Raw genomic sequence first — 22,326 nt, forward strand, 5'->3', positions numbered from 1 at the left:
GCGCAGGTGGATGTGTACAAGCTGGCGGACCAGGTGACGGCGGGGCTGGAGGGCATGGAGGTTCCGCTGCGGGTCGCGGTGATGGGCTGTGTCGTCAACGGCCCGGGTGAGGCGCGCGAGGCGGACCTGGGGGTGGCCTCGGGCAACGGCAAGGGGCAGATCTTCGTCAAGGGCGAGGTCATCAAGACCGTGCCGGAGTCGAAGATCGTGGAGACCCTCATCGAGGAAGCCATGAAGCTCGCCGAGCAGATGGAGGCCGACGGCATCACCTCCGGCGAGCCCTCCGTCTCCGTGAGCTGACTCACAGGCCCTCCCCGCGTCCCGGACCCCCGCGGTCCGGGATACGGGCGGGCCCGGGCGGAACACGCGTTCGCGAGGTAAGGTTCGGGGACTTCCCCCGACCGCTGCGGCCCGTACGGTGAGGCGCCCCACGTGTTGACGACCACGACGACCAAGGTCATGGAGCCCGGCGAACTCGACGCCGCCCTCGCGGTGCTCGACCGCGACCCGGTGGCCAACGCGTTCGTGGCGTCCCGGGTCGCCGTCGCCGGACTCGACCCCTGGCGCCTCGGCGGCGAGATGTGGGGCTGGTACTCCGGGGGCCGCCTCGAGGCACTCTGCTACGCCGGCGCCAACCTCGTCCCGATCTGCGCCGGCCCCGAGGCCGTCCGCGCCTTCGCCGAGCGGGCACTGCGCTCCGGGCGCCGCTGCTCCTCCATCGTCGGCCCCTCCGCCGCCACCTCCGCCCTGTGGTCGCTGCTCGAACCCAACTGGGGACCGGCCCGCGAGGTCCGCGCCCACCAGCCGCTGATGGTCACCCGCGCGCTGCCCGCCACGGTCGAACCCGACCCCTGCGTACGGCGGGTCCGCCGCGACGAGATGGACGTGATCATGCCGGCCTGCGTCGCCATGTTCACCGAGGAGGTCGGCGTCTCCCCGCTCGCCGGTGACGGCGGGCTGATCTACCAGGCCCGTGTCGCCGAACTCGTCGGCGCGGGCCGCGCGTTCGCCCGGATCGAGGACGGCAAGGTCGTCTTCAAGGCGGAGATCGGCGCCGTCACCCGGCACGCCTGCCAGATCCAGGGTGTCTGGGTCGCCCCCGAACACCGCGGCCGCCGCCTGTCCGAGACCGGAATGGCCGCCGTCCTGCACTACGCGCTGCGCGACGTGGCCCCCGTGGCCAGCCTCTACGTCAACGACTTCAACGCACCGGCGCGGGCGGCCTACCGCCGCGTCGGCTTCACCGAGGTCGGCGCCTTCATGAGCGTCCTGTTCTAGTAGTGTCGCCGCCCATGGAGGACGTGGCGGTCGAGCCGATCGACCTGGCGGCACGGGTGGACGAGGCACTGGCCGTTCAGGCGGTGGCCTTCGGACTGGGCGCGGAGGAGGTCGCCATCCGGCGGCAGATCGTGCTGCGGCACCTCTGCTTCCCCGGCGTCCGCGCGCTCGGCGCCCTCACCCCCGACGGACGGCTCACCGGGTTCGTCTACGGCATGCCCAACAGCCGCACCCACTGGTGGTCCACGGTCGTCGAGCCCTACCTGCGGCGCACCGGAACCGACGAGTGGCTCGACGACTCCTTCACCATCACCGAGCTGCACGTCCACCCGGACTTCCAGGGCCGCGGCATCGGCCGCGCCCTCATCACCACCATCACCGACGGCGCGGACGAGCCCCGCAGCATCCTGTCCGCCATCGACACCGAGAGCCGGGCCCGGCGGCTCTACCGCGCCCTCGGCTACACCGACCTGGCCCGCCCCGTGCACTTCCCCAGCGCGGCCAGCCCCTACGCGGTCATGGGCGCCCCGCTCCCGCTCGCGCGGTAAACGCGTTTCCGGCAGCGCGCCACGGCTCGATATCCTCGGCGGAACGGTACGAAACCCCCTGGAGAGCCCCATGGTCCTGCGCATGTCCCGGCTGATGCTCAAGACGCTGCGCGACGACCCGGCCGATGCCGAGACCGCGAGCCACAAGCTCCTGGTCCGGGCCGGATACGTCCGCCGCTCCTCGGCGGGGGTGTGGACCTGGCTGCCGCTCGGCAAGCGCGTGCTGGAGAACGTCGCCCGCGTCGTCCGCGAGGAGATGGACGCCATCGGCGGCCAGGAGGTCCTGCTGCCCGCGCTGCTCCCGCGGGAGAACTACGAGGTCACCGGGCGCGCCGGCGAGTACGGAGACCTGCTCTTCCAGCTCCGCGACCGCAAGGGCGCCGACTATGTGCTCGGGCCCACGCACGAGGAGATCTTCACCCAGGTGGTGAAGGACCAGTGCACGTCCTACAAGGACCTGCCGGTGATCCTCTACCAGATCCAGACCAAGTACCGCGACGAGGCCCGGCCCCGGTCCGGCGTGCTGCGCGGCCGCGAGTTCCAGATGAAGGACTCGTACTCCTTCGACACCACCGACGAGGGGCTCGCCGAGGCCTACCGGCTGCACCGCGAGGCCTACATCAAGATCTTCTCGCGGCTCGGCTTCGACTACCGCATCGTCTCCGCCGTCTCCGGCGCGATGGGCGGCTCGGCCTCCGAGGAGTTCCTCGCCCCCGCCGCGGCCGGTGAGGACACCTTCGTGGACTGCCCCGCGTGCGACTACGCGGCCAACACCGAGGCCGTCACCACCGTGGTGCCCCCGGTCGAGGGCGCCGCGCACCCGCCGCTGGAGGAGGTCGACACCCCCGACACCCCCACCATCGAGACCCTCGCGGCCCACCTCGGCGTGCCGGCCTCGGCCACCCTGAAGAACCTGCTCGTCAAGGTCGACGGCGAGATCGTCGCCGTCGGCGTCCCCGGCGACCGCGAGGTCGACCTCGGCAAGCTCGCCGAGCACCTCGCCCCCGCCGAGGTCGAACTCGTCACCGCCGAGGACTTCACCGGCCGCCCCGACCTCGTCCGCGGCTACGTCGGCCCGCAGGGCCTCACCGGGGTCCGCTACCTCGCCGACCCGCGCGTCGCGCTCGGCACGGCCTGGGTCACCGGCGCCAACAAGCCCGACACGCACGCCCGCAACGTCGTCTGCGGCCGCGACTTCGAGGTCGACGAGTACCTCGACGTCGTCACCGTCGAGCCCGGCGACCCCTGCCCGCGCTGCGGCGCCGGGCTCAAGCTGGACCGGGCCATCGAGATCGGCCACATCTTCCAGCTGGGCCGCAAGTACGCCGACGCCTTCGGGCTCGACGTCCTCGGCCAGAACGGCAAGCCGGCCCGGGTCACCATGGGCTCCTACGGCATCGGCGTCTCCCGCGCCGTCGCCGCGCTCGCCGAGCAGACCGCCGACGGCCAGGGCCTGTGCTGGCCGCGCGAGGTCGCCCCGGCGGACGTCCACGTGGTGGCGGCGGGCAAGGCGCTGCAGACGGAGCTGGCCCTCGAGGTCGCGGAGAAGCTGCACGCCGCCGGGGTCCGGGTCATCGTCGACGACCGTGCGGGCGTCTCGCCGGGTGTGAAGTTCACCGACGCGGAACTGCTCGGGGTGCCGACGATCCTCGTCGTGGGGCGGGGTGCGGCGGATGGGGTCGTCGAGGTGAAGGACCGCCGGACCGGGGAGCGGGAGGAGCTTTCGGTGGCGGAGGCGGTTTCCCGCGTTTCCGCGTAGCGGGTGCGGGTGGGTTGTGGTTGCGGCCGGTTGTTGTGTGCGGGTTGTTTGCGCCTGCGGCGGGCGGTTTCCCCGCCCGCCCTCCCGATTGCCCGGCGCGGTCAGTGCGGGCCTGCGCTCCATTCGTTTGTGGGTCGGTGCCGCGCCGGCGCACGTCCTCAACGCTCGCGGTTTACCCCAACATCATTCCGCGCCGGGTGCACCGCTCGTCGTTTCCGGGCGCACCCCGCCACACCCCCTCCGGTTTGTTGGGGCGCATGACGGCCGGAGGGGGGTGATGGGGTGCGCCCCTCCCCACACCGCTGGATGCTGCCCTCAGCGGGGGATGCCCCGGCCGCAGGTCGAGTGAAGGTGCGCGCACCAGTGGCGGGGGGCACTTCCCCCACAGGGGTGCCTGCGTACGGCAAGCGCCGGGATGGTGGGGCGCCCCTGGCCTCCGGCGAGCGGCCGTCCGTAACCGGGTTCGGTCTTGGGACCCCACTGACCGGGCCGGGTGGGGCCGGCCCCCCTCGCCGAAGGCTGAGGGAGGGCGCTAACGCGCACACGGGCGACGGGCTGCTCAGCAGGGCGATCAGCGCCCGCGTGCCCCGATAGCCCCGCCGGTCCGATCCGCTCCGTTCCCTTATGGAGGGCCTGACGGCCGCAGGGGTTCTGTAAGGCGTGTGCGGCAACCCCGGACCGCCCCCCTCCGGTTGTCGGTCGCCCAGCGATACGGAGGGGCGGGGGAGTTGGGGGCACCCCCGGCCGAAGGCAGCGCAGGCCGGTTGAGCTACAGCCAGGTCGCGAACTCCAGGTGGAGTTCGCCCGATTCGCGGTCGCCGACCGCCAGCGCCCACACGCCCGCCTCGACCGCGCGGAACAGGGCCCATCCGCGGACCCGGTCCCGGTCGACGTCGAGGGAGTCGGAGAGCTTCGCGACCCTGCGCCGGGCCGCGGACTGCGACCCGGGCGTGGCGACCAGCGTCTCGAGGCGGTCGCGGACGAGCCACGCCAGGTCGTACGCGGGCTCGCCCGCGACCGGTTTGGGGTCGATGGCCAGCCACGGCACGCGGTCCGCGGCGAGCACGTTGCCGTGGTGGTAGTCGCCGTGCAGCAGCACGGCCTCGCCGGGGGCGGTCGCGCACAGCTCGTCGCGGACCGCTAGGGCCTCGTCGACCAGGGCCCGGGCCTCGTCCGGGACGTACGGCTGCCCGCGCCGCTCCCGCAGTGCCGCCGCCAGGCGCGCCGTGTGCTCGGCGACGGACACGAACGGGTGCCCCTCGCCCGGGGGCACCCAGAGGCGCTGCAGGGTGGCGCACGCCTCGAGCATCGCCTTCTGCTCGGGCAGCGAGCGCAGCGACACGTCGCTGTGCAGGCGTTCCAACAGGAGTGCCCCCGCGTCGGGTTCGGCCCGCAGCAGGCGGACCGCGCCGCGGCCGTCCCAGCGGGCGAGCGCGGCGTGCTCGTGCCGGGTCTCGTCCGTGACGAGGCCGACCTTGAGGGTCGCGGGGGTGTCGTCGGCCTGCCGTACGAGGACGACCATGCTGATCTGGCCGCCGGGGGAGAGCACCCGCTCGGGCCGCAGCTCCCAGCGCGCGAGGAGGTCCGCGACGCGCTCGGGGAGGCCGGCGAGCCAGGCGCGGCCGGCCTCGCCCTCCCAGGCGCTGACCGTGCGGACCAGCCGCTCGGGCGGTTCCAGGTGCTGGGGCTGTGGTGCCGAGGCCATGCGTGGGTACGTCCCTCCGGGTGCTAAACCTTCTCCGCGGCCGTCCGCGTGCGTTCGGCCAGCCCCGGGAAGGCTACGCTCCCCCCGCGCCAGCGCACGGCGCGGACCGCCGCCTCACGCAGCGCGTCGGCCGCCTCGCGGCGCAGATCGGCGTCGGCGGCGCGCACGAGGTCCGCGTAGACCCCGGCGACCCGGTCCTCCAGTTCCGCGGCGAGCCGCACGGCCGCCGGACCGTCCGGCACCTCGAACGGCAAGGCGTACGCGGGCTCGGCGGCGACGGGTTCGCCGCCGAGGTCGCCGACGGTGCGGCGCAGCGCGTCGCGGCGGGCGCGGTGCGCGTCGTACGCCTGCTGGGCCTGCCCGCCCAGTTCGCCGCCGACGCGGGCGCCGACGATGCCGTAGCCGTACACCGCGGCGTGCTCGGCGGAGAGTGCGGCCTGGACGGCCTTGAGCAGCGCTTGCTGTGCCATGGGTCGGGTCAGTGCTCCTTGAGCAGCAGGACGTGCCCGGCGCCGCAGGCGGCCACCGAGGCGAGCAGGCGGGCGAGTTCGGGCGGCGCGTCCAGGAGCGCGGCGGCCCTGGCGTCGGCGAGCGTGCGCTCGGCCGCCGCCAGCGCGGACAGCGCATCCCCGGCCCGCGCGGGGACGGACGGCGGGGCCGACGGCGACGCCGAGAGCGACGGTTGCGACGACGAAGGCGCGGCGGACGGCGACGCGGCCCGTCCGGTCGTGGCGAACGCCTCGGCGTGGCCCGCCACTTCGGCCCGCAGCGGCCGCAGCCGCGTACCCAGGTCCGGGTGCGCCGCGAGCGTGGCGTCGTACCGCGCGAGCAGTGCCGCGCTGTCCCGGGCGGCCCGCCTGCGCAGCGCCACGCTCGCGTCGGCGGACGGCGAGCCCTTCGCGGAGGTCCCCTCCGGCCGTGTCCCGTCGGAGCATCCGCCGAGCAGTCCGGCCGCGGCCGGCAGGACGAGGGCGGCGCGGACCGCGCGCCGGCGGGGAATGTTGCTGAGCGGCACAGTGCCCCTTCCCGTGATCACCTGACGTGAGGGTACCCGCGCGGCGCCCGGCGGCCGTGACGGCGCCCTCCGCGGCGCCGAATCGTCGTTCCGGGACCTGAACCGATAGGCTTTGGCCCGACACGCGACCTTCCATCACAACAGCACACGCGGCCGAGGAGTCACCCGGATGAGCACCACCCAGAGCGAGAGGCTGCGCGCGCTGCTCGAGCCGCTCGTCGTGAAGACGGGGCTCGAACTGGAAGAGGTCAAGGTGACGGCCGCGGGCAGCCGCCGGCAGCTCCAGGTGATCGTGGACTCCGACGAGGGTGCCCCGCTGGACACGATCGCCGAGCTGAGCCGGGAGATCTCGCAGGTACTCGACGACGCCGACGCCATGGGCGGGGCGGCGTACCTGCTGGAGGTCTCCTCGCCGGGCCTGGACCGTCCGCTCACCGAGCCGCGTCACTTCCGGCGCAACGAGGGCCGGCTGGTCAAGTTGACGACGGCCGGCGGCGAGCAGTTGGTCGCGCGGATCCTCGCGGTGGACGAGGAAGGGCTCGACCTGGAGGTCCCGGGTGTCAAGGGACGCAAGCCCAAGCCCGCCCGTGTCGCCTTCGGCGAGATCGCCAAGGCGCGGGTGGAGATCGAATTCAGTCGCAAGGACCCGGCCGGTGCCGATACTGACGGCGACGAGAGCACTGAGGAGGCGTAGCCGTGGACATCGACATGAGTGCCCTGCGGGGTCTGGTCCGGGAGAAGGAGATCTCCTTCGACCTGCTGGTCGAGGCGATCGAGTCGGCGCTCCTCATCGCGTACCACCGCGAGCCGGGGAGCCGCCGCAACGCGCGTGTGCAGCTTGACCGTACGAACGGTCACGTCACCGTGTGGGCCAAGGAGGACCCGTCGGAGACCCCCGAGGGCTCCGAGCCCCGGGAGTTCGACGACACGCCCAGCGGCTTCGGGCGGATCGCCGCGACCACGGCCAAGCAGGTCATCCTGCAGCGGCTGCGGGACGCGGAGGAGGAGATCACCTTCGGCGAGTACGCCGGCCGCGAGGGCGACATCGTCACCGGTGTGGTCCAGCAGGGCAAGGACCCCAAGAACGTGCTGGTGGACATCGGCAAGCTCGAGGCGATCCTGCCCGTGCAGGAGCAGGTGCCGGGCGAGGACTACAAGCACGGCACGCGCCTGCGCTCGTACGTCGTCCGGGTGGCCAAGGGTGTGCGCGGCCCGTCCGTGACGCTCTCGCGCACCCACCCCAACCTGGTGAAGAAGCTCTTCGCGCTGGAGGTCCCGGAGATCGCGGACGGTTCCGTCGAGATCTCCGCGATCGCCCGCGAGGCCGGACACCGCACGAAGATCGCCGTCCGTTCCGGTCGTTCGGGGCTGAACGCCAAGGGCGCCTGCATCGGCCCGATGGGCGCCCGGGTGCGCGCCGTGATGGCCGAGCTGAACGGCGAGAAGATCGACATCGTCGACTGGTCGGACGACCCGGCGGAGATGGTCGCCAACGCCCTGTCACCCGCTCGGGTGAGCAAGGTGGAGATCGTCGACATGGGCGCCCGCTCCGCGCGGGTGACCGTGCCGGACTACCAGCTGTCGCTGGCGATCGGCAAGGAAGGGCAGAACGCCCGCCTGGCCGCACGGCTCACGGGCTGGCGGATCGACATCCGGCCCGACACCGAGCAGGTGGAGCAGTAGCACCCGCGGGTGACCGAGGAACAACCGTGCGTCGAATAACCCGGAGGGGTGAGGTCGGCGCGGGGAGGTAGACTAAGGATGTCTGGCCGGACGCATGGCCCAGCACGCCCGGAGCGCACGTGCATCGGGTGCAGGGAGCGAGCGGCCAAGCGCGATCTGCTGCGTGTGGCGGTGGTCGGGGAGTCATGTGTTCCCGATCTTCGCGGTACGCTGCCCGGTCGGGGTGCCTATGTGCACCCCGACACCGTCTGTCTCGACCTGGCGGTCCGCCGCCGGGCGTTTCCGCGGGCCTTCCGGGCCAGGGAAACGCTGGACACCGCGGATCTTCGCGGTTACGTCGAGCAGGCACACCGTGAGTAGGCAGGAAGACCGTGCGGGCGACCGTGCGGTCAGTACCCCGCGAGTTGGAAGTAGGTCGAGATTGCGATGAGCACTCGATGAGCACGCGATGAGTACGCCCATGAAGTAGCGACGGTCCGGCGGACGACCACCCCGGACCTCATGAAGGAGCGAAGTGGCTAAGGTCCGGGTATACGAACTCGCCAAGGAGTTCGGAGTTGAGAGCAAGGTCGTCATGGCCAAGCTCCAAGAACTTGGTGAATTCGTCCGTTCGGCGTCCTCGACGATCGAGGCGCCGGTTGTTCGCAAGCTGACTGACGCACTGCAGGGTTCCGGCGGCGGTTCCGCCTCGAAGCCCTCGGCTGCCAGGCCCGCGGCGCCGCGCAAGGCTGCGCCCGCAAAGCCGGCCACCCCCACTCCGGGTGCGCCGGCCCGTCCCGCTGCCCCGGCCCCGAAGCCGGCCACGGGATCTGCCCCCACTCCCAAGCCCGCCGGTGGCGCGCCCGCTCCGGGCCCGCGCCCGACCCCGGGTCCCAAGCCGGCCCCGGCCAAGCCCGCGCCGGTCACCCCGGTGCCGCAGGCGGAGTTCTCCGCCCCGCCGGCCCCCGCCCCGGCCCAGGAGCGCCCGGCTCAGGAGCGTCCGGCTCAGGAGCGTCCGGCCCAGGAGCGTCCGGCCCAGGCCGAGCGCCCCGCCGCCGGCCGTCCCGGTGCCCCGGGCCCGCGTCCCGGCGCGCGTCCGGCCGGTCCCGGCCAGCGCGACGGCGGCCGTGGCCAGGGTGGCCCCGGCGGTGCCCCGCGCCCCGGCGGCGAGCGTGCGCCCCGTCCCGGTGGTGACCGCGCGGCCCGTCCGGCCGGTCCCCGTCCGGGCAACAACCCCTTCACCTCCGGTTCCACCGGCATGCCGCGCCCGCAGGCGCCGCGTCCCGCCGGCGGCCCCGGTCAGTCCGGTCCGCGCCCCGGTGGCGCGCCGGGTGCGGCCGGTCCGCGTCCCGGTGGCGCTCCCCGTCCCGGCGGCGGCGCTCCCGGCGGTCCGCGTCCCACTCCGGGCGGCATGCCCCGTCCGCAGGGCGGCGGCCCCCGTCCGAACCCCGGCATGATGCCGCAGCGTCCCGCTGCCGGCGGTGCCCCGGGTCGTCCGGGTGGTCCCGGTCGTCCCGGCGGCGGCCCCGGCGCGCGTCCCGGCGGCGGTGCAGGCCGTCCCGGCGGCGGCGGTGGCTTCGCCGGTCGTCCCGGCGGCGGTGGCGGTGCAGGCCGTCCCGGTGGCGGCGGCGGCTTCGGCGGCCCGCGTCCCGGTGGCGGTGCCGGCGGTGGCGGCGGCGGTGGCTTCGCCGGTCGTCCCGGTGGCGGCGGCTTCGGCGGTCGTCCCGGTGGTCCGGGTGGACGCGGTGGCACACAGGGTGCCTTCGGCCGTGGCCCCGGTGGCCGTCCGGCCCGTGGCCGCAAGTCGAAGCGCGCGAAGCGCCAGGAGTACGAGGCCATGCAGGCCCCGTCCGTGGGCGGCGTGCTGCTGCCCCGCGGCAACGGCGACACCGTGCGCCTCTCCCGTGGCGCCTCGCTGACCGACTTCGCCGAGAAGATCGGCGCCAACCCGGCGTCGCTCGTCCAGGTGATGCTCAACCTCGGCGAGATGGTCACCGCGACCCAGTCCGTCTCCGACGACACGCTGCAGCTGCTCGCCGACGAGATGAACTACACCCTCCAGATCGTCAGCCCGGAGGAGGAGGACCGCGAGCTGCTCGAGTCCTTCGACATCGAGTTCGGCGAGAACGAGGGCGGCGAGGAAGCGCTCGTCGCGCGTCCGCCGGTCGTGACCGTCATGGGTCACGTCGACCACGGCAAGACCCGCCTCCTCGACGCGATCCGCAAGACCAACGTGGTCGCGGGCGAGGCCGGCGGCATCACCCAGCACATCGGTGCCTACCAGGTGGCCACCGAGGTCAACGGCGAGCACCGGGCCATCACCTTCATCGACACCCCCGGTCACGAGGCGTTCACCGCCATGCGTGCCCGTGGTGCCAAGTCCACCGACATCGCGATCCTCGTGGTGGCGGCGAACGACGGCGTCATGCCCCAGACGATCGAGGCGCTGAACCACGCCAAGGCGGCCGACGTGCCGATCGTGGTCGCGGTCAACAAGATCGACGTCGAGGGCGCCGACCCGACGAAGGTGCGCGGTCAGCTGACCGAGTTCGGCCTGGTGGCCGAGGAGTACGGCGGCGAGACGATGTTCGTCGACATCTCCGCCAAGCAGGGCCTGAACATCGACAGCCTCCTGGAGGCCGTCGTCCTGACCGCGGACGCCGCGCTCGACCTGCGCGCCAACCCGGAGCAGGACGCCCAGGGCATCGCGATCGAGGCCCACCTCGACCGCGGCCGCGGCGCCGTGGCGACCGTCCTGGTCCAGCGCGGCACCCTGCGGGTCGGCGACACCATGGTGGTCGGCGACGCGTACGGCCGTGTCCGGGCGATGCTCGACGACACCGGCAACACCGTCGACGAGGCGGGCCCCTCGACCCCGGTCCTGGTGCTCGGTCTGACGAACGTGCCGGGTGCCGGCGACAACTTCCTGGTGGTCGACGAGGACCGTACGGCCCGGCAGATCGCCGAGAAGCGTGCCGCCCGCGAGCGGAACGCGGCCTTCGCCAAGTCCCGCCGCCGGGTCAGCCTGGAGGACCTGGACAAGGTGCTCAAGGCCGGCGAGGTCCAGCAGCTCAACCTCATCATCAAGGGCGACGCGTCCGGTTCGGTCGAGGCCCTGGAGTCCTCGCTGCTCCAGCTCGACGTCGGCGAGGACGTGGACCTGCGCATCCTCCACCGGGGTGTCGGTGCGGTCACCGAGACCGACGTCACCCTGGCGGCGGGCTCCGACGCGATCATCATCGGCTTCAACGTGCGGGCCGAGGGCCGTGCCACGTCGCTGGCCGAGCGTGAGGGCGTCGACGTCCGCTACTACTCGGTGATCTACCAGGTCATCGACGAGATCGAGGCCGCGCTCAAGGGCATGCTCAAGCCCGAGTACGAGGAGGTGGAGCTCGGCACCGCCGAGATCCGCGAGGTCTTCCGCTCCTCCAAGCTCGGCAACATCGCCGGTGTGCTCATCCGCTCCGGCGAGGTCAAGCGCAACACCAAGGCGCGCCTGCTGCGCGACGGCAAGGTCGTCGCGGAGAACCTCAACATCGAGGGTCTGCGGCGCTTCAAGGACGACGTCACCGAGATTCGTGAAGGTTTCGAGGGCGGTATCAACCTCGGCAACTACAACGACATCAAGATCGACGATGTCATCGCGACCTACGAGATGCGCGAGAAGCCTCGCGTCTGATCGAGGTACACGTGACCGGGGCCGGTTGGCGGAGCGTAAATTCCGTCGATCGGCCCCGGCCGTTGCCTTTACTGTGGTGATTGCTGTTCACGGTGTTCGCACCGTTCACGACGAGGCCCCACAGGTCGGCTTGACCTGATGCCCATGTATGTAGGGACGCTGTCCTTCGACCTGCTTCTCGGCGACGTCCGCTCGCTGAAGGAGAAGCGGTCCGTCATCCGGCCGATCGTGGCCGAGCTCCACCGCAAGTTCGCGGTGAGCGTCGCCGAGGTCGACCACCACGACCTCTACCGCAGAGCCGAGATCGGCGTGGCGGTCGTGTCCGGGGACCCCGGGCACATCACGGACGTCCTCGGACGCTGCGAGCGCTGGATGGCCTCGCGTCCCGAGGTGGACCTGCTGTCGGCGCGGCAGCGGGTGCACGGGGACGACGACTGACACTCACGTACCGAAGCGTGATGAGAAGAGAGAAGAGCACGCATGACCGACACCGCGCGGGCGCGCAAGCTGGCGGACCGCATCCGGGTCGTGGTCGCGGAGACGCTCCAGAGGCGGATCAAGGACCCGCGGCTGGGCTATGTGACGATCACGGACACCCGGGTCACCGGTGACCTGCGGGAGGCGACCGTCTTCTACACGGTCTTCGGCGACGACGAGGAGCGGGCCGCCTCGGCGGCGGCGCTGGAGAGCGCCAAGGGCGTCCTCCGCTCGGAGGTCGGACGGCAGACCGGCGTGCGCTTCACGCCCACCCTGACGTTCGTCGCGGACGCGATCCCGGAGAACGCGCGCACGATCGAGGACCTGCTCGCCAAGGCCCGCGCGGCCGACGAGGAGGTCCGCAAGACCGCCACCGACGCCTCCTACGCCGGCGAAGCCGACCCCTACCGCAAGCCTGCGGAGGACGAGGACGAGGACCAGCACGAGGGCGACGACAAGGGCGACGCCGAGGGCGGCACCGAGGCGGAGGACGGCGCCCGATGAAGGACGGGCTTGTCATCGTCGACAAGCCGGGCGGGATGACCTCGCACGACGTCGTGGCCCGGCTGCGCAGGCTGGCCGGGACACGGCGCGTGGGGCACGCCGGCACGCTCGACCCCATGGCCACCGGCGTCCTCGTCATCGGCGTCGAGAAGGCCACCCGGCTGCTCGGGCACCTCGCGCTCACGCGCAAGGAGTACGAGGCGACCATCCGGCTCGGCCAGAGCACGATCACCGACGACGCGGAGGGCGAGGTCACGGCCTCGGTCTCCGCGGACGGGGTCACCCGCGAGGCCATCGACGCTGGCATCGTGCCGCTGACCGGGGACATCATGCAGGTGCCCTCCAAGGTGAGCGCGATCAAGGTCAACGGCGTCCGGTCGTACGCCCGCGTGCGTGGCGGCGAGGACTTCGAGCTTCCGGCGCGGCCGGTGACGGTGTCGGCGTTCGCGGTGCGGGACGTCCGGCACGTGCGGCACGACGGCGGTGACGTGGTCGACGTCGACGTCACCGTCGAGTGCTCCTCCGGCACGTACATCCGGGCTCTCGCCCGGGACCTGGGGGCCGGGCTGGGCGTCGGCGGCCACCTCACCGCGTTGCGGCGCACCCGCGTCGGGCCCTACGGGGCCGACCTCGCGCGCACGCTGGAGCAGCTCACGGAGGCGTTCGCGGTGCTGCCCATCGCGGAGGCCGCGGCGGCGGCGTTCCCCCGGTGGGACGTGGACGACCGCCAGGCGCGGCTGCTCGGCAACGGGGTGCGGCTGGACGCGCCCCCGTCGCTGGGGGCGGTGCCGACGGCGGTGTTCGGGCCGGAGGGGGAGTTTCTGGCGCTGGTGGAGGCGCGGGAGGGGCAGGCGAGGATTCTCGCCAACCTGGGCTGAGCGCGGGGTGCCCCTTGCGGCGCGTTGTTGTGTGCGGGTGCGTTGCGCCTGCGGCGGGCATCCCCCGCCCTCCCTCCCTCCCTCCCCCAGCCTTCGGCTGGGGGGACCCCCATGGGCGCACCCCGCCACACCCCCTCCCCTCGTACAGGCGACTAACGGCCGGAGCGGTCCGGTGTCGGCCGGTGTGGAGGCGGGCGCCCTCGGTGCGCGTATGACGGGCGGCGGCTTCGGTGGTTCGGCGATCGTGCTGGTGGAGGAGTCCGCGGCGGAGAAGACTGCCGAGGCGATCGTCGGCGCCTTCGCCACGGCCGGTCACCGCGAGCCGCGGGTCTTCACCGCGGTGCCGTCGGCGGGAGCCCGCCGGCTGGTGTAGGCGCACGACCGGGTCGACAGGGTGCGGTGCGGGTGTCCGTGTCCGGCTGTAGCGCCGTCTCGCGCCCTGCGGGCGCAAAGGCGCCGGCTGCGGAGGGGGAAGGGTGGGGGCGGGGCTTGCCTGCCGTGTGCGGGTCGTGGGCGGCTCGGTTCAGGCGCCGGAGCGGGTCGCCTTTCCTTTGGGCCTGGGTCTCGTTGCCGTCCGCGGGTGCAGATGGCCGGTTGCCACGCCTACTGCCGGTGGTGGGCGCACCCGCCGTAACCGGCGTCTGCGAGTGCTTCGAGGTGCTGTCGAGCGATCGGAACGACATCGGTGGTTGCCGCACGCGTCACTCGACGCCCACACCATCCGGCTCGATGCCGGCAAGTCGGCCGCGCCACCGGTGCGTGCACTCTTGCTCGGCCTTCGGCCGAAAGACCCCCCGCTGAGGGCAGTTCCCAGCGGTGCGGGGAGGGGAGCCCCCCTCACCACCCTCCGGCCGTTGTCGCCCGACGAAACGGAGGGGGCGGGGTCGTAGGGGTGGGCGTTCTGGACGCTGACGTGTATTTGTTGTGCGGCATCCGGGGCCCGACTTGGGCCGCCCGCCATGCACATAAATATGCGGTACAGAATGCCCAGCCCCGGAGGCCCCGCCCCCGGCCCACTACGCACGCGCGCAGGCCCGCACCAACCATCCGGGGCAATCGGGAGGGCGGGCGGGTGAACCCCCAACCGCAACCACGACGCACCCGCACCCAACAACCGGCCCGCACACACCCACCGGGCCCAACAGAACGCACCCCGGAGGGCTTCGCGGCGCAACCGTGAAGCGCGGGCCCTCCCCCCTGGCGGCCCGCGCTGCACGATCCCCCCTCCCCCCGTCCCTATCCACCCCGCAAGATCGATTCACTCCAACGGGCAGGCGCTCGGAGTGAAGAGAGGGAGCGCTTGGGGGCGCTTTCGACATGGGATCTGTTCTGTCGATCAACGGACGTCTACGGTCGAAACGGGCACTGTGGCGGGGAGGTGCGCAGATGGCGGTGCTGTCCGCCGATGTTGACAGGGCGCTGGTGCGCGTCCGTGACCTGGCCGGACGGCCGCGGGGGACGGGGTTCCTCGTCGAGGCGCGGGACGGGCGCGGGACGCTCGTGACGAGCCACGAGGCCGTGGACGGACTGGTGCGGCTCGTGCTGCACGCGCACGGGGAACAGACGACCCTCGTCGAGGCGCACGCGATCACACCGCTGCCGGAGCTGGGGCTCGCGCTCGTGGCGACGGAGGGGCTGGACGTACCGCCGTTGCCCGTGGCCGGGTTCGCGCGGACCGCGGGGCCCGGGAGGGCGGTGCGGTTGCGGGGCGCGGCCTGGGTGGAGGCCGCGATCGCGGGGACGGCGCCGGTGACGTACACCGCGACGGACCGCTTCCACCTGCTCGACGCGGCGTACGAGCTCGCCGGCGCGCGCGGGGACGACGAGCCGCTGCGCGCGGTCGCCTCGGGGGAGCCGGTGATCGACGCGGAGACCGGTGCCGTGCACGGTGTCGTCGTGACCGCGCTGCACGCGGGGCGTCGCGCGGGCGGATTCGCGGTGCCGCTGCGGGCGCCCGCGGAGGGCGGGGTGCTCGGGGAGGCGCTGGCGCGCAACGCGGCGACAGTGCCCGTGTACGGGCCGCACCTGAACATCGCCGGGGCGCTGCAGCTGACCGCGACCTCCGTCGCTTCCGCGGCCCGGCCGCGGGCCTGGCGAGAGGCCGTCGTACGCCCCGACACGGAGGCGGAGCTGGCGCGCTTCACGGGGGAGGGGTGCGCCTCCGTGCTCGGGCTGGTGGGCGCCCCCGGCAGTGGCCGTACGACCGAGCTGGAGGCGCTGGCCGCCCGGCGTGCCGCGGGCCCGGACCCGGCGCCCACGGTGTGGCTGAGGGGGGCCGAACTCCGCGCGGGGGACGCGGGGTTGAGGGAGGCCGTGGAGCGGGCGCTGGCCGCCGCGGGGCGCGTCGTGCACGCCGGGACGGCGCCGGATCGCGCACCGGCCGACGCGTCGCCCGATGCCGTCGCCCGCCTGGCGCGCGCCGTGGGGCGACCGCTGCTCGTCGTGCTGGACGCTCCCGAGGAGATGCCGCCGCTGCTCGCCCACGCGCTGCCCGAGTGGACGGCGCAGACGGCGCGTTGGCTGCGGTCGGCCGGGGTGCGGCTGATCGTGGCGTGCCGTCCCGAGTACTGGGAGCAGGCCGGCGTGCTCTTCCCGCCCGGTCTGCTCCACGACGCCGGCACCCCACCGGGCGCGCGGGCGCTGCCCGCGTGCCTCCGCCTCGGCGCCCTGCCGGAGGAGCCCGCGCGGCTCGTCCGGGAGCGTCACGGACTGCCCGCCGGCGCCCTCGCCGAGCAGGACGCGGCGCATCCGCTGGCGCTGCGGCTGCTGGCGGATGTCCGGGACGCCGGCGGCGGCCTCATGGGACGGCCTGGCCGGGCGGAGGTCTTCTCCGCCCACCTGGACCTGCTGTGTCTGCGGATCGCGGGCCGCATCGCGGCCGCCACGGCCCCCGCGCGGCCGACGGAGGTACGGCGGCTGGCCGCCCGGGTCGCGGGGCAGGCGCACGAGGCGGCCCGGCGCTGCCTGGGCCCCGGGCAGGGCGAACTGGACCGGGCGTCCTTCGAGGAGCTGTTCCCGTGGCGCGCCGGCTGGGCGGCGGCGGTGCTCACGGAGGGGCTCGTGGTGCCGGCCGGTGCCGGGTACCGCTTCGCGCACGAGGAGTTCGGGGACTGGCTGCAGGGCTGCCAACTCGACCTGGACGGGGCGCTGTACGCCCTCGTCCACCGCTGGTCGACCGGTGACCGGGACGGCTGTGCCGACGCCCCCGTACGGCTGCCCGCCCGGGCCGCGGCGCAGCCGCGGCACTGCGCCGTGCCGCCGGTGCCGCCCGCGCCGCCGCTCGCCCCGCCCTCCGCGCCGCGCTGCCTTCCCGTGCCGCGGCACCGCATCGGCCCCGTCGTGCAGGCGCTGCTGCTCACCGCGCGGCGCTCCGGGCCGGAGACCCTCGCGCGGCGGCTGCGGCAGCTGGTCCTCGTGCTCGACCGCGACGCCGCCGCGACCGTCCTGCTGGACGGGGTGCCCCGGCCGCGCGGTGAGGGCGACGGTGCGGGGCGGGCGGCCGCACGGCGCGCGGACGCGGTGTGGTGGGCGGCGCACCTGCTGGGCGAGACCCTGCTCGGGGTGCCGGACGCGACGCCGTACCGGGAGGTGCTGCGGCTGCTGGCGGAACGCGTCACCGCCCGCTCGATCGAGGCCGGGGGCTTCCACGAGGGCGCGGGGCTGGGGGAGTTCGGGCCGTGGTTCTGGCGGCGGCTGCGGCTCCCTCCGGAGGAGCGCCTGGCACTGCTGCGGCTCCTGCTGCCCGCCGACGGCCCGCCGCGCGCCGCGGACGGCACGCGGGAGCGGTTCCTGACGGCGGCCGGCGAGGTGCTGACCGGGGCGCCGCGGCCGTCGCTGCCCGCGCTGTGCGACTGGTTCACCGACGAACGGCTGCTGCAGTGCGGGCCCCGCGACCCCCGGCCGACGGTCGCCACCGCGGCGCAGGCCCTGCTCCACACCCACCGGCGGCAGGCCGTGGACGACCTCGCCGAGGCGCTGGCCGCCACGGACCACGCCCGCGCCCGGGAACTGCTGGCGGCCCTCGCCGAGGACGAACCGTCCGCCGTGTGCCGCGCCGTCGACCGCTGGGCCCACGACGACCGGCCGGAGCGGCACACCGCTGCGGCCACCTACGGTCTGCTGGCCGCCCCGCACGCCGTGCTCGCCGCCGACCGCGAGCTGCTGCGCTACGCGGCCCTGGCGATCCTGGCCAGACCGGCCGACCGCGCCCTGCACGGAGCCGCGCTCGGCCTCCTGGTGCGGGATCCGGCGACCCGTTCGCTCCATCTGCGCGCCGCCCTGGACGGCTTCGCGGCGGGCGATCCGCTGCTGCCGGCCGCGGCGCTCGCCGCGGCCCTGCCCACCCACCCGGAGCAGGTGCTCGCCGCCTTCCACTCCCGACTGCGCGAACCCGGCCCGGGTGTCGCGGAGGTCCTGCGCGAGCTGGCCGAGGTGTCCACCCCGGCGCTGTCCCGCCGGGCCGCCGCCCTGGTGTGGGACCACCTCGGCCACCGCCCGGAGGACGCCCCGCACGCGGCGGCCTACCTTGACCGCCGCCTGGAGCACGGTCCGGCCGCCCGCGCGGTGCTCCTCCCCCTGGTCACGGGCCTGCTGCGGGAGCATCCCCCGCAGGTGCGCAGGGTGCTGGCGCCCGTGCTGGCCGCTCCGGGCGGCCATGCCTCGCGCCCGCTGCGCCAAGAGCTGCTGGACGTACTGCTGGACCAGGAGCGCGACCCGGCCGTGCTGGACGCCCTCCTCACCGCGGCCGCCGACGGATGCGCCCGGCGGCCGGCCCCGGCGACCCGCGACCTGGTGCACCGGGTCGGCCTCCTGCTCTGCCGTACACCCGAGGGCGCGGCCCTCTTCGACCGGCGGCTGGTGCAGCTGGTGAGCGGCTCGCCCGGATTCGGCCGGCAGGTACGCGGGTGGCTGGCCGCCGACGGCCTCGACGTCGCAGGCCCCGGAGCGTGGGACGCGGTCATCGGCCCCAGCGCCCGGCGCATGTGCGACCAGCTCGCCCCCGCGGAAGCGGTGGGCCTGTGACCGGCGGCCCGCCGTCGCGGGCGATACGCCGCCGGAAGGGGCCGTGCGGGATCCGGAACGGCCCCGTCACCGGGGGCGCCGCGCCGGTGGGCTTCCCGGCATGGCAGGCTTGGACCTGCACATCGAAGAACCATCGGCGGTCGAGGAGCGGTCACTGTGCAGCGCTGGCGAGGCTTGGAGGACGTCCCCGAGGACTGGGGACGCAGCGTCGTCACCATCGGCTCGTACGACGGCGTCCACCGTGGGCACCAGCTGATCATCGGCAGGGCCGTGGAGCGCGCCCGCGAGCTGGGCGCCGCATCCGTCGTCGTCACCTTCGACCCGCACCCCAGCGAGGTCGTCCGCCCCGGCAGCCACCCGCCGCTGCTGGCGGCCCACCACCGCCGCGCCGAGCTGATGGCGGAGCTGGGCGTGGACGCCCTGCTGATCCTGCCGTTCACGACCGAGTTCTCGCAGCTCTCGCCGGGCGACTTCATCCGCACCGTGCTCGTCGACGCGCTCCACGCGCGGGCCGTCATCGAGGGCCCGAACTTCCGCTTCGGGCACAAGGCCGCCGGTGACGTGGAGTTCCTGTCCGCGATGGGACTCAAGTACGACTACGAGGTGGACGTCGTCGACCTCTACCTGACGGGCGAGGCGGGCGGCGGCCAGCCGTTCTCCTCCTCCATGACCCGCCGCCTGATCGCCGAGGGCGACGTGGCGGGCGCGCGCGAGATCCTCGGCCGGCCGCACCGGGTCGAGGGCGTGGTCGTCCGCGGGGCCCAGCGCGGGCGTGACCTCGGCTATCCGACGGCGAACGTCGAGACGCTGCCGCACACCGCGATCCCCGCCGACGGGGTCTACGCCGGCTGGCTGCACGTGGAGGGCGAGGCCATGCCCGCCGCGATCTCCGTCGGCACCAACCCCACCTTCGACGGGACCGCCCGCACCGTCGAGGCGTACGCCATCGACCGGGTCGGGCTGGACCTGTACGGGCTGCACGTCGCCGTCGACTTCCTCGCCTACCTGCGCGGCATGGAGAAGTTCGACACGATCGACGCGCTCCTGGAGCGGATGGCCGACGACGTCAAGCGCGCCCGGGAGCTCGTCGACGCCCACGACGCCACCGGCTGAGCCCGCACGGCCCGAGCGCCGCCGGCCGACCGGCGAAAGGGCCCGTCCCGCCACGATGGCGGGGCGGGCCCTTTCCGTCACTGCTGCTGGGTCCAGCCGGGCGGGACCTGCCCCGGCGCCTGGGGCTGCTGCCCGGGCTGCGCCTCCTGCGGGGGCGGCGGCTGCTGGGTCCAGCCCTGCGGCATGCCGCCCTGCGGCGGCGGGGGCGGCGGCGCCGGCTGCCCGTACGGCGGCTGCTGCGGCGGGTAGCCGCCCTGCTGCGGGGGCATCGGCTGCTGGGGCGGGTAAGGCTGCTGCCCCTGCTGCTGCGGGTAGCCGCCCTGCTGCTGCGGCATCTGCTGCTGGGGCGGGTAGACGCCCTGCGCCTGCTGGGCGCGGACGAAGTCCTCGGCGACCAGCGACGCCAGGTGGAAGTACGCCTCCCGGGTCTTCGGCCGCATCATGTCGAGGTCGACCTCGGCGCCCGCGGCCAGGTGCTCGTCGAAGGGCACGACGAGCACGCCGCGGCAGCGGGTCTCGAAGTGCGCGACGATGTCGTCCACCTTGATCATCTTCCCGGTCTCGCGGACCCCCGAGATCACCGTGAGGCTGCGCTGCACGAGGTCGGCGTAGCCGTGCGCACCGAGCCAGTCCAGGGTCGTGCTGGCGCTGCTGGCACCGTCCACCGACGGAGTCGAGACGATGATCAGCTGGTCGGCCAGGTCGAGCACGCCGCGCATGGCGCTGTAGAGCAGACCGGTGCCGGAGTCGGTGAGGATGATCGGGTACTGCTGGCCGAGCAGGGCCACCGCACGGCGGTAGTCCTCGTCGTTGAAGGTGGTGGAGACGGCCGGGTCCACGTCGTTGGCGATGATCTCCAGACCGGAGGGCGCCTGCGAGGTGAAGCGGCGGATGTCCATGTAGCTGTTGAGCTGCGGCAGCGCCTGGACGAGGTCCCGGATCGTCGCGCCGGTCTCCCTGCGCACGCGGCGGCCGAGGGTGCCGGCGTCCGGGTTGGCGTCGATGGCCAGGATCTTGTCCTGGCGCTCGGACGCGAGCGTGGCCCCCAGGGCGGTGGTGGTCGTCGTCTTGCCGACGCCGCCCTTGAGGCTGATCACCGCGATCCGGTAGCAGGAGAGCACCGGGGTGCGGATCAGCTCCAGCTTGCGCTGGCGCTCCTGCTCCTCCTTCTTGGCGCCGATCTTGAACCGCGAGGGCTGGTTGTTGTTCTTGCGCGCCTTCGGCTGCTGGCGCAGCAGCCGGTCCGAGGACAGCTCCACGGCCGCGTTGTAGCCGAGCGGGGCGCCGTGCATGACGCGCTGCTGCTGCTCCGGACCGGGGCCGCCCCAGCCGGCGGCCGTGCGCGGGTCCACCGGCGGGGTGGGCTGCTGCTGTTGCTGGGGCGGGACCGGCGGCTGGTGGTGGGGCTGAGGTTGCGGCTGCACCGGCGGCTGCGGCTGGGGCTGGGGCGGCTGGGGCTGGGCGTACGGGCCGGGCCCGGGCTGCGGGTAGCCGTAACCGTGCGGCGGGGCCGGGGGGTTCGCACCGTCGGCGTACGGCGGCATCGGCTGCTGCCCCTGCTGCGGGTAAGGACCGGGCGCGGGAGCCGGGGGCTGGTGCGGGCCCGGCTGCCCGTACGGCGGCATGGGCGGCTGGGGCTGGGGCTGCGGCGGTTGCGGCTGGGCGTGCGGGCCGGGTCCGGGCTGCGGGTAGCCGTATCCCTGCTGCGGGTACGGCGGTTGGGGCTGCGGCTGGGGAGGCTGCTGCGCGTTGGGGTCGCCCCAGGGTGCGCCCTGGTGCGGCGGCTGGGGGTAGCCGTAACCGTGCGGCGGCGGGGCCTGCTGGGGGTAGCCGTAACCGTACGGCTGCTGCGGTGCGGGCGTGCTGGGGTCGCCCCACGGCGCGCCCTGGTGCGGCGGCTGCGGGTAGCCGTACCCCTGCTGCGGCGCCTCCTGCGGGGTGGCCGGCTGGTACTCCGGCGGCAGCGGCGGCACCTGGGACTGCGGTGCCGGGGCGGGCGGTGCCGGGGTGGGCGGTGCCGGGGTGACGGGCGGCTGGGCCTGGGCCTGCTGCTCAGGGCCGGCCGCGGCCTCCACCTCGGGCGTCGGCTCGGGTCGGGGCGCGGGGTCCGGCTCCGCGGGAGCGGGCGTCGCCTCGGCCGCGACCGGGGCGGGCTCCTGCGCCGACTGCGCTTCCTGCGGCCGCGGTTCCTCGGTCCGGGCGGGCCCGGGGTCGGCGAAGACCGCCGCCGCGGCGGCCTCACGGGCGGTGTCGGGGACCACCGGCGCCGGCTGCGGTTCCGCGGGTGCCGGCGTGGGCGCGGGTGCGGGCGGCTGCTCGGGGTGCTGCGGCTCCTGCGGCGACGCCGCTTCGGCCGCGACCACCACCGGAGGCGCCACCGGCGGTTCGACCGGCGGGCCCACCGGGGGACCGACGGGCGGCGGCGGGCTCACCGGAGGGCCCGGGGCAGGGGGAGGCGGCGTGCTCCCTCCCGCTTGCTGCGTGTACCAGGACGGCGGCGCGTAGTCGATCTGGAACTCGCCCGTGAGGTCCGCGTCGGACTGATCCCCGTCCGGGACGGCCCCGCCCGTGCGGATGTCGTCCTGATCGCTGCTCACTGTGCCTCCTGGTCAACTGATGTACGCGCCCGGTCCGTCGGAGCGGACGCGATTCCCCCGTCTCCGAGTTCCCACGGCACGGCCGCGGC

General features: G+C 74.4%; 17 protein-coding genes and 1 pseudogene. 14 read left to right on the top strand and 4 right to left on the bottom strand.

Features of this window, described 5'->3' with window-relative positions; all coding sequences use genetic code 11:
* The 4 genes from CHF15_RS39795 to CHF15_RS39810 all read left to right on the top strand — a co-directional run.
* The coding region (locus CHF15_RS39795; RefSeq protein ID WP_179280188.1) for a flavodoxin-dependent (E)-4-hydroxy-3-methylbut-2-enyl-diphosphate synthase at positions 1 to 300 on the top strand (300 nt) is incomplete at its 5' end.
* A 132-nt stretch (positions 301 to 432) separates the two neighbouring features.
* Positions 433 to 1,278 carry a GNAT family N-acetyltransferase gene (locus CHF15_RS39800; protein ID WP_089228824.1) on the top strand — a complete coding sequence of 282 codons (846 nt, stop codon included), beginning with the start codon at positions 433 to 435 and terminating at the stop codon, positions 1,276 to 1,278.
* Between the two features lie 14 nt (positions 1,279 to 1,292).
* Positions 1,293 to 1,826, top strand: coding sequence for a GNAT family N-acetyltransferase (locus tag CHF15_RS39805; protein WP_089228825.1), 534 nt, complete (start codon positions 1,293 to 1,295; stop codon positions 1,824 to 1,826).
* A gap of 70 nt (positions 1,827 to 1,896) precedes the next feature.
* Entirely contained in the window at positions 1,897 to 3,585 is a 1,689-nt protein-coding gene (locus tag CHF15_RS39810) for a proline--tRNA ligase (RefSeq protein ID WP_245939313.1), read from the top strand.
* 769 nt (positions 3,586 to 4,354) lie between these two features.
* Here the strand turns inward: CHF15_RS39810 and CHF15_RS39815 are convergent.
* The 3 genes from CHF15_RS39815 to CHF15_RS39825 are packed head-to-tail and all read right to left on the bottom strand — an operon-like array spanning position 4,355 to position 6,326.
* Positions 4,355 to 5,290, bottom strand: a complete 936-nt coding sequence (locus CHF15_RS39815; RefSeq protein ID WP_089228826.1) for an aminoglycoside phosphotransferase family protein — start codon at positions 5,288 to 5,290, stop codon at positions 4,355 to 4,357.
* A gap of 23 nt (positions 5,291 to 5,313) precedes the next feature.
* On the bottom strand, positions 5,314 to 5,760 hold the full coding sequence (locus CHF15_RS39820) for a ferritin-like domain-containing protein (RefSeq protein ID WP_089228827.1): 447 nt from the start codon (positions 5,758 to 5,760) through the stop codon (positions 5,314 to 5,316).
* Between the two features lie 8 nt (positions 5,761 to 5,768).
* Positions 5,769 to 6,326 carry a hypothetical protein gene (locus CHF15_RS39825; RefSeq protein ID WP_245939314.1) on the bottom strand — a complete coding sequence of 186 codons (558 nt, stop codon included), beginning with the start codon at positions 6,324 to 6,326 and terminating at the stop codon, positions 5,769 to 5,771.
* Positions 6,327 to 6,474: 148 nt separating this feature from the next.
* Between CHF15_RS39825 and rimP the strand changes: the two genes are divergently transcribed.
* The 10 genes and pseudogenes from rimP to CHF15_RS39875 all read left to right on the top strand — a co-directional run bounded on the left by rimP (position 6,475) and on the right by CHF15_RS39875 (position 19,640).
* Positions 6,475 to 6,999: a ribosome maturation factor RimP gene (gene rimP / locus CHF15_RS39830; protein WP_089228829.1), complete on the top strand. Its 525-nt coding sequence runs from the start codon at positions 6,475 to 6,477 to the stop codon at positions 6,997 to 6,999.
* A gap of 2 nt (positions 7,000 to 7,001) precedes the next feature.
* The gene (gene nusA, locus CHF15_RS39835) at positions 7,002 to 7,988 is read left to right on the top strand and encodes a transcription termination factor NusA (protein ID WP_089228830.1); all 987 of its coding nucleotides are present in this window, start codon (positions 7,002 to 7,004) and stop codon (positions 7,986 to 7,988) included.
* 78 nt (positions 7,989 to 8,066) lie between these two features.
* Positions 8,067 to 8,348 carry a YlxR family protein gene (locus tag CHF15_RS39840; RefSeq protein ID WP_089228831.1) on the top strand — a complete coding sequence of 94 codons (282 nt, stop codon included), beginning with the start codon at positions 8,067 to 8,069 and terminating at the stop codon, positions 8,346 to 8,348.
* 154 nt (positions 8,349 to 8,502) lie between these two features.
* A complete protein-coding gene (gene infB, locus CHF15_RS39845) occupies positions 8,503 to 11,646 on the top strand; it encodes a translation initiation factor IF-2 (RefSeq protein WP_089228832.1) in 3,144 nt (1,047 codons plus the stop codon).
* Positions 11,647 to 11,790: 144 nt separating this feature from the next.
* On the top strand, positions 11,791 to 12,084 hold the full coding sequence (locus CHF15_RS39850) for a DUF503 domain-containing protein (protein ID WP_089228833.1): 294 nt from the start codon (positions 11,791 to 11,793) through the stop codon (positions 12,082 to 12,084).
* Between the two features lie 42 nt (positions 12,085 to 12,126).
* Entirely contained in the window at positions 12,127 to 12,627 is a 501-nt protein-coding gene (gene rbfA / locus CHF15_RS39855; protein WP_089228834.1) for a 30S ribosome-binding factor RbfA, read from the top strand.
* Positions 12,624 to 13,505, top strand: a complete 882-nt coding sequence (gene truB, locus CHF15_RS39860; protein ID WP_089228835.1) for a tRNA pseudouridine(55) synthase TruB — start codon at positions 12,624 to 12,626, stop codon at positions 13,503 to 13,505. The genes rbfA and truB overlap by 4 nt, the downstream gene beginning before the upstream one ends.
* Before the next feature lie 172 nt (positions 13,506 to 13,677).
* Positions 13,678 to 13,878 (top strand): annotated as a pseudogene (locus CHF15_RS39865) (galactokinase); the annotation flags it as partial.
* 1,013 nt (positions 13,879 to 14,891) lie between these two features.
* Positions 14,892 to 18,527 (top strand): serine protease, encoded by a 3,636-nt coding sequence (locus CHF15_RS39870; RefSeq protein WP_089228836.1) that lies wholly within the window; start codon positions 14,892 to 14,894, stop codon positions 18,525 to 18,527.
* 156 nt (positions 18,528 to 18,683) lie between these two features.
* Entirely contained in the window at positions 18,684 to 19,640 is a 957-nt protein-coding gene (locus CHF15_RS39875; RefSeq protein WP_089228837.1) for a bifunctional riboflavin kinase/FAD synthetase, read from the top strand.
* 77 nt (positions 19,641 to 19,717) lie between these two features.
* Here the strand turns inward: CHF15_RS39875 and CHF15_RS39880 are convergent, their stop codons facing one another.
* Positions 19,718 to 22,237, bottom strand: a complete 2,520-nt coding sequence (locus CHF15_RS39880) for an SCO5717 family growth-regulating ATPase (RefSeq protein WP_089228838.1) — start codon at positions 22,235 to 22,237, stop codon at positions 19,718 to 19,720.
* Positions 22,238 to 22,326 lie beyond the last annotated feature (89 nt).

Origin of the sequence: Actinacidiphila glaucinigra (assembly GCF_900188405.1) — a bacterium.
GTDB classification, from domain to species: Bacteria; Actinomycetota; Actinomycetes; order Streptomycetales; family Streptomycetaceae; genus Actinacidiphila; species Actinacidiphila glaucinigra.

Coding starts and splice junctions, on each gene's coding strand:
- rimP (WP_089228829.1), top strand. CDS start 6,475: ATGAGCACCACCCAGAGCGAGAGGCTGCGCGCGCTGCTCGAGCCGCTC.
- CHF15_RS39870 (WP_089228836.1), top strand. CDS start 14,892: ATGGCGGTGCTGTCCGCCGATGTTGACAGGGCGCTGGTGCGCGTCCGT.
- truB (WP_089228835.1), top strand. CDS start 12,624: ATGAAGGACGGGCTTGTCATCGTCGACAAGCCGGGCGGGATGACCTCG.
- rbfA (WP_089228834.1), top strand. CDS start 12,127: ATGACCGACACCGCGCGGGCGCGCAAGCTGGCGGACCGCATCCGGGTC.
- CHF15_RS39815 (WP_089228826.1), bottom strand. CDS start 5,290: ATGGCCTCGGCACCACAGCCCCAGCACCTGGAACCGCCCGAGCGGCTG.
- CHF15_RS39810 (WP_245939313.1), top strand. CDS start 1,897: ATGGTCCTGCGCATGTCCCGGCTGATGCTCAAGACGCTGCGCGACGAC.
- CHF15_RS39850 (WP_089228833.1), top strand. CDS start 11,791: ATGTATGTAGGGACGCTGTCCTTCGACCTGCTTCTCGGCGACGTCCGC.
- CHF15_RS39820 (WP_089228827.1), bottom strand. CDS start 5,760: ATGGCACAGCAAGCGCTGCTCAAGGCCGTCCAGGCCGCACTCTCCGCC.
- CHF15_RS39840 (WP_089228831.1), top strand. CDS start 8,067: ATGTCTGGCCGGACGCATGGCCCAGCACGCCCGGAGCGCACGTGCATC.
- CHF15_RS39805 (WP_089228825.1), top strand. CDS start 1,293: ATGGAGGACGTGGCGGTCGAGCCGATCGACCTGGCGGCACGGGTGGAC.